This is a genomic window from Algoriphagus sp. (genome assembly GCF_013373065.1).
Classification (GTDB): Bacteria; Bacteroidota; Bacteroidia; order Cytophagales; family Cyclobacteriaceae; genus Algoriphagus.
On the sequence record NZ_JABXIN010000001.1, the window covers coordinates 17766 to 30020 of the forward strand.

A 12255-nucleotide genomic window follows, 5' to 3' on the forward strand; every position below is an offset into this window, starting at 1 on the left:
ACTCCAACCTAAAGAGACTCGCCATACCAGCGAGTCTCTTTTTTTAGTTATCTTCTAATGTCAAGGTTTTTTCAACGCAATAATTCAACTGATTTTTATCAGCAAATCCAAATCTGATTTTTAATTTATTTAAATTAATTTATTGATATTCAAATAATTAAATCATTTTACACTTGAATTCAAAAACCTCATAGAAACAATCTATTTTTTTACAGATTTAATAGGATCTAATTTCGAATAGAAATCAAATTCAAAAACCATGTATAAACAAATCCTTGCACTAGCGTTGATTTTGGGTTCATTCCTTACAGCAAATGCTCAAGAAAAGCATCAAGGGGGAACTGAAGTGGATGCCTATTCAGGTGCCACACAGAAAAAAAGTAGTACCGCCATGCGTGCTACAAGCAATACGGACTGGTGGCCAAACCAGTTGAATCTTTCGATTCTCCGACAAAACTCCGAGCTATCTAATCCAATGGACCCTGACTTTGATTACATCAAGGAGTTCAACAGCTTGGATTATGAAGCATTGAAAAGTGATTTAAGAGCCTTAATGACAGATTCCCAGGATTGGTGGCCAGCCGATTTTGGACATTATGGAGGTTTGTTCATCCGAATGGCTTGGCACAGTGCTGGGACCTACCGTTCTGGTGATGGACGTGGCGGGTCAAGATCAGGACAGCAACGTTTTGCTCCATTGAACTCTTGGCCTGACAATGCTAACCTAGACAAGGCACGTCGATTACTTTGGCCTATCAAACAAAAATACGGAGATAAAATCTCCTGGGCCGATTTGATGGTCTTGACCGGAAATGTGGCTTTGGAATCCATGGGATTTGAGACCTATGGATTTGCAGGTGGTCGTGAAGATGTATACGAACCAGAATTGGACGTTTATTGGGGAGCTGAGGGAAAGTGGTTGGATGATTCCAAGCGCTATTCTGAAGGTAGAAAATTAGAAAATCCATTGGCAGCAGTTCAAATGGGTCTGATCTACGTAAATCCAGAAGGCCCAAATGGAAACCCTGATCCTGTACTAGCAGCTCATGATATCCGAGAAACTTTTGGAAGAATGGGGATGAATGATGAGGAAACCGTCGCTTTGATTGCTGGTGGTCACACTTTGGGAAAAACTCATGGTGCTGGCCCTGCTGACCATGTCGGCCCTGAGCCAGAAGCTGCTCCTATAGAAGAGCAAGGCTTGGGATGGAAAAGTTCTTACAAGTCCGGAAAAGGAGCTGACGCCATCACTTCTGGTTTGGAAGTAATTTGGACACTTACCCCAACTGAGTGGAGCCAAGGTTTCTTCAAAAGCTTGTTCGAAAACGAATGGGAATTGACCAAAAGCCCAGCGGGTGCACATCAGTGGGTAGCCAAAGATCCTGAAGTATTGTATCCGGATGCTTTTGACTCTACCAAAAAGCACAAGCCTACCATGTTGACAACGGATCTATCCATGCGATTTGATCCGGTATATGAAAAAATATCCCGCAGATTCTATGAGAATCCAGAAGAATTCAATAAGGCTTTCGCGAAGGCTTGGTTCAAGTTGACTCACCGAGACATGGGACCAAAAACTACCTACCTGGGCCCTGAAGCTCCAACCGAAGACTTGATCTGGCAAGATCCAATTCCTGCTTTGAACCATGAAGTAGTCAATGCTCAGGATATTGAAAACCTGAAATCAGAAATTCTAAACTCCGGTTTAAGCATATCTGAATTGGTTACAACGGCTTGGGCTTCTGCTTCGACCTACAGACACTCTGACCGCAGAGGTGGAGCTAATGGTGCGAGAATCATGCTTGAACCCCAGCGAAATTGGGAAGTAAATAATCCAGCACAATTGAATAAGGTTCTTGCTGTATTGGAAGGAATCCAAAATAAGTTCAACAGTGCCCAAACTGGAAACAAGAAAGTTTCCATGGCTGATTTGATCGTGCTTGCTGGAACGGCAGCGGTAGAAAAAGCAGCTCATAATGCAGGACACACTGACGTGAAGGTTCCATTTACTCCTGGCCGAATGGATGCTTTGCAAGAACAAACCGATGTAGAATCATTCGGTTTATTGGAGCCTATGGCTGATGGATTCCGAAACTACCTGAAAACTCAGTACACCCTTTCTACCGAAGAATTGTTGGTGGACAAGGCACAACTCTTACGATTGACAGCTCCAGAAATGACTGTTTTGGTGGGGGGAATGCGATCCCTTCATGCAAATTATGATGGTTCCAAGCATGGAATTTTCACAGATAAGCAGGACCAATTGACTAATGATTTCTTTGTGAATTTGTTGGACATGAGTACTGAGTGGAAGGCCATCGACGACTCCAAAGAGATCTTTGAAGGTCAGGATAGAAAAACGGGCGAAGTGAAATACACTGCCACTCGAGCAGACTTGATCTTCGGTTCAAACTCCGAATTAAGAGCTTTGGCAGAGGTATATGGTCAATTTGATAATGAAGAAAAATTTGTCCATGACTTCGTAAATGCCTGGACTAAAGTCATGAATCTAGACCGTTTTGATTTGACCTTTCAGAAATAATTTCTTTTCAAAGATTACCCAAAAGGGTCGGTTCAGTTTGAGCCGACCCTTTTCTATTTTACATGATTCTATTCCCATTTCCAGCTATCAAAAAATTTCGAAAAGGCTCTATATATTAAGCCCAAAGGCATAAATTAGAGAATATTCAAGCAATCACCCTTATGATCCCATTGATTGAAAGAGCCTTTCAATTTCCTTCCCGGACAGCTGTTGTTGACAGGGGAAATAAATTCAACTATCAAGATTTACTCGAGCGAAGTGCGGCAATAGCCCAGTCTCTTTTAGGTGAGCAAAAGGATTTAAACCAACAAAGAGTCGCTTTTATTGTCAACCCCTCTTATGATTATTTAGCGGTTCAGTGGGGAATTTGGAGAGCAGGTGGAATAGCAGTGCCGCTTTGTACTTCCTACCCTTTTCCTTCTTTGCAATATGTCATTGAAGATACCCAAGCCAGCTTTTTGATCGTTGCACCAGAATTTGAAGAGACTCTCTCCCCCTACCAAAAAAGTCAAACTCTAACATACCTATCAACGAGGGACCTTCAGAATTATCCAACAGGGGCATTACCGGATATTAATCCAAATCGGGGAGCGATGATTTTGTATACGAGTGGCACCACTAGTTTGCCTAAGGGAGTTTTAAGTACGCACCAAACCATCTCCGCCCAAATCAAAAGCTTGGTAGAAGCTTGGAATTGGTCAGAGAAAGACCACATCTTATCTATTCTCCCTTTGCACCATGTTCACGGAATTATCAATGTCAATTCCTGTGCTTTATGGTCCGGTGCAACAGTCGAGTTTTTACCACAATTTGATCCCGCCAAAGTCTTTGAAATCTTTTGCCAAGGAGAGGTAAATGTCTTTATGGCTGTTCCCACGATTTATTTCAAGTTGATTGCTTTCTATGAAACCCTCCCAAGTTCCAAGCAGGAAGAGATCCAAAATGCGCTGAAAAAATTCAGGTTTATGGTCTCCGGCTCTGCTGCACTGCCGGTATCGGTGATGGAAAAATGGAAAAGTATTTCCGGACACACTTTATTGGAGCGTTATGGAATGACTGAAATAGGCATGGCAATTAGCAACCCCTATGACGGAGAGCGAAGACCTGGCCATATCGGACAGCCTCTTCCAGGTGTTTCGGTGAGGCTTTGTGATGAAAATGGAAAGGAAGTGCCAGCTGGCACCGCAGGAGAAATTCAGGTTAAGGGCGAAACTGTTTTCTCTGAATATTGGGGTAAGCCGGAAGCTACTGCCAAAGCTTTTACACCTGATGGATGGTTTAAAACAGGAGACATTGCTATCGTAGAAGAAGGCTATTATCGGATTTTGGGAAGGGATTCGGTGGACATTATCAAATCCGGCGGATACAAAATTTCAGCCTTGGAAATAGAAGAAAAAATCCGAGCCCATGAAGCTGTTAAGGATTGCGGCGTAGTAGGAATCCCTGATGAGGAATGGGGAGAAAAAGTAGTGGCTGCTTTGGTTGCCGATCCAAATGTTGACATTTCCGAATTAAAGAACTGGCTTCGGGCTCAATTACCTTCCTACAAAATTCCCAAAGAATTTCTCTTCCTGGACGAATTACCTCGCAACGCATTAGGAAAAGTGACTAAAAACGAACTCAAAAAACGATTTAACTCATGACCATTTACGGCGTAGCCCTTTTGGCAATTTCTTTTCTTCTCGGCCAGTGGATGGGCGAACTTTTGGGCGATTGGCTGGGAATCCAAGCCAATGTAGGAGGGGTTGGTTTTGCTATGATTATTTTGATGCTCGGTAAAGAATGGCTGGTTCAGAAAAAACAGATGACTCCTGAATTGACAGGAGGAATCGCTTTTTGGAGTAAAATGTATATCCCTGTAGTCATTGCCATGGCGGCCAGTCTCAACGTGAAATCAGCTGTTTCATCCGGAAGTCTAGCTTTGTTTGCAGGTATTATCCCGGTTTTGGCAGGTTTCCTGGCTTTTCCATGGATTATGAAAAAATTCAATCCCCGACATCATGGATAACTTGGTGAGATTGATCGAAAAGAACGGGCTAATCTTCGGTTTTTTATGTGTTGGTGTTATTTTCCTTTTGGGAGAAATTCTTTCTAAAACCATTTTCCGTTCTAAAATTCCAGGTTCAGCCATCGCAATTTTTCTAGGATTGCTCTTGGGCTATTTAGGTGGGCTCTGGTCGGACGGGGAAAAGGGCCTTGCCAGTCTATCATTATTTGCGGGAGTTGGATTGCTTGGGGGAGCCATGTTTCGGGATTTCACCATCGTAGCCACCGCCTTGGGAGCTAATTTGGAATTAATTCGAAAGGCTGGCTGGTTGGGTTTGATTTCTCTCTTGATAGGAATTGTGTTGTTCTTTATTCTAGGTGTTTTACTTGCCTATGCTTGGGGTTTTCGGGATGCAGCCAGTCTCTGCACCATCGGCGCAGGAGCTTGTACCTATATTGTTGGCCCCATAACTGGCGCTGCTGTGGGAGCTTCTTCTGAAGTTATTGCCCTAAGTATTGCAACGGGAGTAGTCAAAACCATCGCAGTAACGATCTTTACTCCACTTGCTGCCAAGAAGATCGGGCTGAATGGTCCTGAATCAGCTATGGCCTTCGGAGGTATGATGGGGACATCCAGTGGAGTAGCGGCAGGATTAGCTGCAACTGATCCGGCCCTCGTTCCTTATGGAGCAGTAACCGCGACCTTTTATACGGGAGTAGGTTGCTTGCTTTGTCCTTCTCTTTTCTATTTGATCCTGAACTTATTTTTTTAACCCTAACCGAAAATTCAATCTTAGAAGTTTTTACTAGATTTCGAAATGAAGCGATTTGTAATCCTTGCCATTCTATTCTTTCCACTTATTGTTCACTCCCAAACAGTGTGCACACCAGAAAGTAGAGATAGATTAGAAAAAGCCCTCGACTTTTTGAAAGATTTAGATTCTCAACAGCTCACGATCAATGAACTTGTTGTTGAAATTGGAAAGCATTTTCAAGGAACACCCTATGTAGAAAAGACCCTAGAAATCCCTGGTCCGGAGCAATTGGTGATTGACTTGCAGGGAGTGGATTGCACGACCTACCTCGAAACGGTGGTAACCTTAGCTCGGATGGCAAAAGAAGGGAGAAATGATTTTGTTACTTTCGAAGAAGAACTGGAAAATCTCCGCTATCGGAACGGTAAAAATGAAGGCTATCCATCCCGCCTCCACTACTTCTCAGACTGGATTGCTGTCAATGAAGAAAAGGGAATTTTAAAAGATATTACCAAGCAAACCGGAGGAATCCCGTACGAAAATCATCCGACTTTTATGACTGAAAACCCACAATTCTATCCCCAACTCAGCAATCGGGAAAATGTAGAGCAGCTTCAAAATATCGAAGCCTCCATCCGTCTTCGGAAATACTTTTTCATTCCAAAAGACAAAATCGCTGCAAGTGAAAGTCAAATCCAACCTGGCGATCTCATTGCCATTACGACATCCATTTCCAATCTCGATATGGTTCATGTAGGATTTGCCGTGGAACAAAACGGGAGAATTCACCTCATGCATGCGAGCTCGGCAAACCAAGAAGTGGAAATTTCCGAAAAGCCTTTGCATGATTACTTGGCTGGAAATCGCAGTCAATCCGGAATTATGGTTGCCCGCCTAAATCCTCCCAGCACCAATTAATTTTCAATCCCATTTGAAATGAGATTCAATCTCAATTTCAAAATCATTTGAAACAAAATGTAAATAAAACTTGACATATGTAAAATCTTATTTACATTTGTAAAGTGAACTTTACATAACGAACTATGGAAACCATGAAATTGGAACGAACAAAACGAATTAGAAAGCTAGCAGTCTGGACATGGACTTGGGTAGCGACTATGGCAATAGCGACATTAGGACCGGAATTTATTTGGGATAATCACTCATTCTTGACTCCATTTGCAATCATAGTAAACTTGGCAAATGGGATTCTAATGATTCTCGCAAATCGGGATTTATTTAATCACTTCGATGAATTGGAGCGAAAAATTCATCTGGAAGCGATGGGAATCACCCTTGGTCTTACGGTAGTGGTAGGCTTGACCTTTTCTCTTTTAGACCAAAAAGATTTAATCCCTTTTGATGCGGAAATTGGCTATTTGGTGATGTTTACGGGTATCTGTTACCTCACTGCAGTACTAATTAACACGCGTCGCTTCAAATGAAAAACAAGATCCGAGACCTCCGAGAACAAAAAGGGATGACCCAAGAGGAATTAGCGGAATTCATTGGAGTATCCCGACAGACGATCAATGCGATTGAAAAGCAAAAATTTGATCCAAGTTTGCCCACTGCCTTCAAAATGGCAAAACTCTTCGGATTGCCGATCGAGTCCATTTTCCAGTTTGAAGAAAAATAATTGACAGATTTGACAAAACAACCTCTAATTCATCCGAAGAAGAGATACGTAGAAATTTGGGTTTATTTCTAAAACCTGTCCTTTCAATCCGGTTTGTTCCTGCCAATCAGTGCTAGGATGAAGCCGGATTTTTTTATCTCCGATCATGACATCCACCGGCATATCAAAAGAGGGAATACAATTCATCCAACGATAGTGAAGGGTATTGTCTTTTGAAAAATAATATTCCAGAGTTGGAATACTAGTCTCACGAAGATACTGATCAAAGAAGGGTTTTAAATCAATTCCTGCCTGCTGCGAAATGAAATTTTCAACCTGACGAGTAGAAACAGTCTGATGATAAAACTCTTGATTTAACCCTCTCAGGATAGCTCTCCACTTTTCATCATCCTGAATAATCCCCCGAAGAGTATTGAGCATGTTTCCGCCTTTATAATACATATCCCCCGAGCCTCGTCTATTCACTCCATAGGTACCGATAATAGGTCGGTCATTTTGTATTCGGGCACGTGTACCTCGGACATATTCCTGTCCGGCTTCTTTCCCATAGAAATACTCTAAAAAGAGACTCTCGGAATAATTCGTAAAACTCTCATGGATCCACATATCTGCCACATCCCGGTAGGTAATGTTATTGGCAAACCACTCATGTCCTGACTCGTGAATGATAATAAAATCAAACTTCATCCCCCATCCTGTGCCGCTCAAATCTGTTCCCCGATAGCCATTTTGATAGCCATTTCCGTAGGTTACTGAACTCTGATGCTCCATTCCTAAATAGGGTGCCTCCACAAGCTTGAATCCATCCTCATAAAATGGATAAGGGCCAAACCAATGCTCAAAAGCTTTCATCATGCGAGGAGCATCTTCAAATTGTTTTTTGGCTTTCTCTAAATTTTCCCGAAGCACATAATAATCCATGGTGAGAGGACCTTTTTCACCTTGATATTCCTCACTAAAATGCACATAGTCCCCAATACTAATATTCACCCCATAGTCATTAATGGGGTTGGCAACAAACCAATGATAGGTTTTGGTCTCCCCATGATCATCAACCTTTCGAAGTCGGCCATTGGACACATCCATCAAATCTTTAGGAACCGTCACCGAGATCAAAAGGCTATCCACCTCATCGGCAGGATGATCTTTGGTTGGCCACCAAATACTGGACCCGATCCCTTGGTTGGAGTTAGCTATAAAATGCTTTCCATTGCTATCTTTTTGCCAAGTGATGCCTCCATCCCAAGGAGGACGAACGGCAATTTTTGGCTTTCCTCCATATTGAATCTCCAGCTCTTCAAATTCTCCCTGCTTTTGTTCTTTTTGTAAGGAAAAAAAATGTGCAGCACCTTCTCGACGGAAAGAAAGTTCAAGCCCGTCTTGTTTCACGGAAGTGATAGTGAGAGGCTCTTGCAAATCGATTTGAAGGGTTTGAGCTGGATTTTTGACTTGGTAACGAACCAAATTTGTCCCTTTGATCGATTGGGATTCAGGAAAAACTTCAACCGATAGATGATAGTAATTCAAATCCCACCATGCACGCTCGGGAGTAATACTTCCTCTCAATGTGTCTGCCCTAGTAATGACATCCTGCGAAAATACGCTGCTTAACAACCCAAAAAACAAGGACATACAGCCGATCAAACTCAACAAGCCTTTAGACATAAGCTAATTCCTAATTCCTAATTCCTAATTCCTAATTCCTAATTCCTAATTCCTAATTCCTAATTATAACAAAATTATCTTCCTCCGGGAGGACAATGCTTTTTCAAATAATCCGTATACAATTTTCGCAGATGCATATTGGTCCCCTCACCTTCAGAGATGGAATGGGATCGATTCGGATAAGGCATAAATTGAAATAGTTTCCCATGTTTGATCAACTCATTAACCAGCATATCTGCATTGGCATAATGCACATTGTCATCACCAGTCCCATGGATATAGAGCAGATTTCCTTGTAGGTTTTTGGCGTGGGTAATCGGAGAACCGGCTATAAAATCCTCCAGATTTTCTTGAGGCAAACCCATGTAGCGCTCTTGGTAGATATTGTCATAAGTCAACTGATAGGCCACTGCCGCAATCGAAATTCCGGTTTTATAAATCTCAGGATATTGAAATAGCAGATTCAAAGTAGCAGATCCTCCACCGGACCAACCCCAGACCGCTACCCGTTCCGGATCCACAAAATCCCATTCTAAAATCTGCTTAGCAGCGGCTGCCTGATCGGAAATATTCAATCTCCCAATCTTTCGGTAAATACTTTTTCGCCATGCCCTTCCTTTAGGTGCCGGTGTTCCCCGATTATCAATAGAAATGTAGATATACCCATCAGCAGCCATATCCCCTTCATAGAGCCTGTTTCGTCCTACCCCATAGGTATCTTTCACGTTGGCGCCCCAAGGTTCGGTGTAAACAAAGAAAACCACCGGGTATTTTTTGGAAGGATCAAAATCCCGGGGCTTGACCATCCAACCGTCCATTTCCGTTCCATCTGCTGTTTGAATTTGAAAAAACTCAACTTGCTTTTCCCGCTGATTGGAAGCCAAGTTAGCAGCAATGGATTTGGATTCGTTTAATGCCGAATGAGAAGGGAGTTCAATCCATTCCGAAGCGGGTCGGGTGTAATGATTTTGAAATTGGTGAAAGGCATATCGACCAGAAGGAGAAATTTCATAGGAATGCGTTCCTTTTAAACTAGCTGGAGAAACTAACTCCTCCTCTCCTTTTCCATCCAGACGAGCGGTATACAAATATTTTTGGGTAGCATTCTCGGGAGAAGCATGAAAATAAATTCGATTCCCTTTTTCATCCACATGGAGCAAATTGATAACATCGTAGTCTCCGGTAGTGATTTCAGTAGCCGATCCATCTAAACCAATTCGATAAAGATGTCTCCAACCGTCTTTTTCACTTAACCAAAGAAACTCCTTTCCTCCATTGATCCATTTAAACTCATGTCGGTAGGTCAAGGCATATACATTTTCCCAAGGAGAAAGTACATCAATCCAAGCTTCATCCATTTCCTCAAAAATGACCTCTGCTTCATTTTTCGGAACATCTATGGCAAAGATTTTTGAGTGATTTTGTTTTCTATTCAGTTGCTGCACTAGCAATAATTCGGAATTATTCCATTCCATTCGTGGTAAATAGTGCTGTGCAGGATCTCCAGGAATATTCAACCAAGTAGTTGCCTGATCGGCCAAGCTCACTACTCCGATTCGGGCTGGAGAAGGAGATTGTCCAACTTTAGGATATTCTACCGGAATAATCTGCGAATAGACTGAATCAATATTATTGATCATGTAAAAATCCCGAATCTGATTCGCATCCAACTGCCAGAAAGCAATATGCTCGCTATCCGGACTCCATTGAAAACCATCCCGACAGGCAAATTCCTCTTCATAAGCCCAATCAAAGGTTCCATTGATCAGCTTTCGGTTGCCATCGGTAGTCAAGGCTGTGATTTCCCCTGAATCCAAATCCTCTACATAAAGATTGTATTCACTGACATAGGCGGCTTTTTCCCCGTCGGGAGAAAGCTTGGCAAAGCGAAGGGAAGACTCGGGCAAACCTTTCCCGATTTGCTGCAGTTTTTTACTTTCCAAATCCAGCACCCAATAATCCCCTTGTGTATCCAATCGCCAAACGCGCTTGGTATTGGTGTAAATAAGAACCTTCTTTCCATCTTCAGAAAAAGAAAAATCCCGAACAGTCAGGTATTCACCTGAAGGAAGGGACAACATTTCTTTGGATACCATTACTTGAGACTCATTCCCAGGAAGGGAATAGGATAGAATTTCACCTTCCTGATATTGATAATAGATATCCCTGACTTTAGACCATTTGAAAGATTGAGCAAATGATTCTGAAAACAGAACCGTTAGGAAAAAGACTAAAATCCAGCGGATAGAAAACAGTTGATTTTTCATAAATGACTTTTGGCTATTTCATCAAAAAGGTAAGAACATTTTTGGTTCTAAATGAATGGATATTTTAAAAATGACATAAAGTCATCATTAATAAAGAATTAAAACATAGTGCTTTATCCCATTTATAAAATTTATTTTGGGAAAAACATTAAATACATCTAAATTATTAATGGTTATTATTTTAATACCTAATTCATTTTTAAAAATCAATACCCAAAACCCTTAATCAGATGAAAAAACTTTTTGCCTTAATTTTGATAAGCTTTTTTAGTCTAAAAATCAGCTTAGCACAAGAGGCATTCTCGACCATCAATCTAGACCTTATCCAGAATCAACTTAACGGTGGTATGCCCATTCCCTCCGAGGAAAAATTTTATGTTCGTGGCGCAATCCCAAGCAAGGTTGAACTGGTCAAACTGACTATTTATCCTTCCAAGAAAAGCCCGAAAGCAGGCTATACCTATTTCTGGAAAGTGCCATTTGGCTATCAGGAACTCGCCTTTCAGGTTTTGGTAGAAGAACCGCTTCGCGCCAACCAGGATTACCACTTGGATTTTGGATTTTACCAAAAAGCCGGCTATCAGGAAGTAGAAGAAGTCAGGGAACTCATTCATGACAATTTATCCACTTACCTGAGTACCATTACTACTATAAAAAGGGGAGGAATCAAGTTCGAGGATTCCGATGAGCAGATTTTGGCCAACTTAACCAGAATTTTAGAAGCAGGTGCTTATTATTTTGAACTTCCGCAAGCGCAGAAATTTCCGGGTTTTTCTGATCTCACCAGAAATAAATTGGTGCAGCGAAAAAAGTTAAAGATGGGTAAGGCCAAATTTAACGCTACCGGAGTGGAAGAAGGGGATAATGCGAGAGCAGTTTACGCAAGGCAATACTTGGATGAATTAGAGCAAATTATTTTTTCAGAAGTGGATCAATACCTCTCCACTAACTTATTGGCCAGAGTAGATGAAAAGATTTTTCAAAATTATCCTACCGAGAAAAAGTCGACTTCTATCCCGCTCAATGTAGGATATGGAGCAATCTCTTTAACCCAGGGATTGAGCCAACAGGAATTTGTAACCGGTCCCTATGCAGGCGTTTCTTTCCCATTAGGAAATCGGTCGTTTACAAAGTTTATGAGCAATTTATCCATCAGTTCTGGCTTTTTTCTTTCAGGCAATATGGAAAATTCGCTCAATGAACAAATCAGTGGACCATTTTTGGACCGTCCACTCTATGTAGGATTGGGATACAGTTTTTTCCAAATAGTCAGATTAAATGCAGGAGGAACCTTTATAACATCCAAGGGACAAAATGGTGGCAAAACAGACTATTTCACCCCTTTTGTGGGATTAAGTCTAGAGTTTAAATTATGGTTGGGCTTTGGTAATAAGAGATGAT

The 12255-nt window shown here is 41.7% G+C and carries 10 protein-coding genes; 8 read left to right on the top strand and 2 right to left on the bottom strand.

The features are described 5' to 3' along the window. Positions 1-259 precede the first annotated feature (259 nt). The 7 genes from katG (at position 260) to HWE15_RS00125 (ending at position 6922) form a co-directional block, all read left to right on the top strand. A complete protein-coding gene (gene katG / locus HWE15_RS00095; RefSeq protein ID WP_290505459.1) occupies positions 260-2542 on the top strand; it encodes a catalase/peroxidase HPI in 2283 nt (760 codons plus the stop codon). A 161-nt stretch (positions 2543-2703) separates the two neighbouring features. After that, positions 2704-4185, top strand: coding sequence for an acyl-CoA synthetase (locus tag HWE15_RS00100; RefSeq protein ID WP_290505460.1), 1482 nt, complete (start codon positions 2704-2706; stop codon positions 4183-4185). Further along, positions 4182-4550, top strand: a complete 369-nt coding sequence (madL, locus tag HWE15_RS00105) for a malonate transporter subunit MadL (RefSeq protein WP_290505461.1) — start codon at positions 4182-4184, stop codon at positions 4548-4550. The genes HWE15_RS00100 and madL overlap by 4 nt, the downstream gene beginning before the upstream one ends. Beyond that, positions 4543-5301, top strand: a complete 759-nt coding sequence (madM, locus tag HWE15_RS00110; RefSeq protein ID WP_290505462.1) for a malonate transporter subunit MadM — start codon at positions 4543-4545, stop codon at positions 5299-5301. The genes madL and madM overlap by 8 nt, the downstream gene beginning before the upstream one ends. A gap of 45 nt (positions 5302-5346) precedes the next feature. Beyond that, positions 5347-6201: an N-acetylmuramoyl-L-alanine amidase-like domain-containing protein gene (locus HWE15_RS00115; RefSeq protein ID WP_290505463.1), complete on the top strand. Its 855-nt coding sequence runs from the start codon at positions 5347-5349 to the stop codon at positions 6199-6201. Positions 6202-6335: 134 nt separating this feature from the next. Continuing rightward, positions 6336-6728, top strand: a complete 393-nt coding sequence (locus HWE15_RS00120; protein WP_290505464.1) for a hypothetical protein — start codon at positions 6336-6338, stop codon at positions 6726-6728. Then, complete coding sequence (locus HWE15_RS00125; RefSeq protein ID WP_135073969.1) at positions 6725-6922, top strand: helix-turn-helix transcriptional regulator; 198 nt, start codon at positions 6725-6727, stop codon at positions 6920-6922. Before HWE15_RS00120 ends, HWE15_RS00125 begins: the two co-directional genes overlap by 4 nt. 24 nt (positions 6923-6946) lie before the next feature. On the opposite strand, the gene HWE15_RS00130 is transcribed toward HWE15_RS00125, so the two are convergent. Continuing rightward, on the bottom strand, positions 6947-8554 hold the full coding sequence (locus HWE15_RS00130; RefSeq protein ID WP_290505687.1) for a M1 family metallopeptidase: 1608 nt from the start codon (positions 8552-8554) through the stop codon (positions 6947-6949). 107 nt (positions 8555-8661) lie between these two features. After that, on the bottom strand, positions 8662-10854 hold the full coding sequence (locus tag HWE15_RS00135) for a S9 family peptidase (protein ID WP_290505465.1): 2193 nt from the start codon (positions 10852-10854) through the stop codon (positions 8662-8664). A 230-nt stretch (positions 10855-11084) separates the two neighbouring features. Here HWE15_RS00135 and HWE15_RS00140 point away from each other — a divergent pair, with 230 nt between their 5' ends. Then, positions 11085-12254 carry a hypothetical protein gene (locus HWE15_RS00140; protein ID WP_290505466.1) on the top strand — a complete coding sequence of 390 codons (1170 nt, stop codon included), beginning with the start codon at positions 11085-11087 and terminating at the stop codon, positions 12252-12254. Position 12255: the final 1 nt, after the last annotated feature.

Excerpts from the sequence above, each read along its gene's own strand:
- HWE15_RS00100 (WP_290505460.1), top strand. The coding sequence starts at position 2,704 with ATGATCCCATTGATTGAAAGAGCCTTTCAATTTCCTTCCCGGACAGCT.
- HWE15_RS00125 (WP_135073969.1), top strand. The coding sequence starts at position 6,725 with ATGAAAAACAAGATCCGAGACCTCCGAGAACAAAAAGGGATGACCCAA.
- HWE15_RS00130 (WP_290505687.1), bottom strand. The coding sequence starts at position 8,554 with ATGTCCTTGTTTTTTGGGTTGTTAAGCAGCGTATTTTCGCAGGATGTC.
- madL (WP_290505461.1), top strand. The coding sequence starts at position 4,182 with ATGACCATTTACGGCGTAGCCCTTTTGGCAATTTCTTTTCTTCTCGGC.
- madM (WP_290505462.1), top strand. The coding sequence starts at position 4,543 with ATGGATAACTTGGTGAGATTGATCGAAAAGAACGGGCTAATCTTCGGT.
- katG (WP_290505459.1), top strand. The coding sequence starts at position 260 with ATGTATAAACAAATCCTTGCACTAGCGTTGATTTTGGGTTCATTCCTT.
- HWE15_RS00140 (WP_290505466.1), top strand. The coding sequence starts at position 11,085 with ATGAAAAAACTTTTTGCCTTAATTTTGATAAGCTTTTTTAGTCTAAAA.
- HWE15_RS00135 (WP_290505465.1), bottom strand. The coding sequence starts at position 10,854 with ATGAAAAATCAACTGTTTTCTATCCGCTGGATTTTAGTCTTTTTCCTA.
- HWE15_RS00120 (WP_290505464.1), top strand. The coding sequence starts at position 6,336 with ATGAAATTGGAACGAACAAAACGAATTAGAAAGCTAGCAGTCTGGACA.
- HWE15_RS00115 (WP_290505463.1), top strand. The coding sequence starts at position 5,347 with ATGAAGCGATTTGTAATCCTTGCCATTCTATTCTTTCCACTTATTGTT.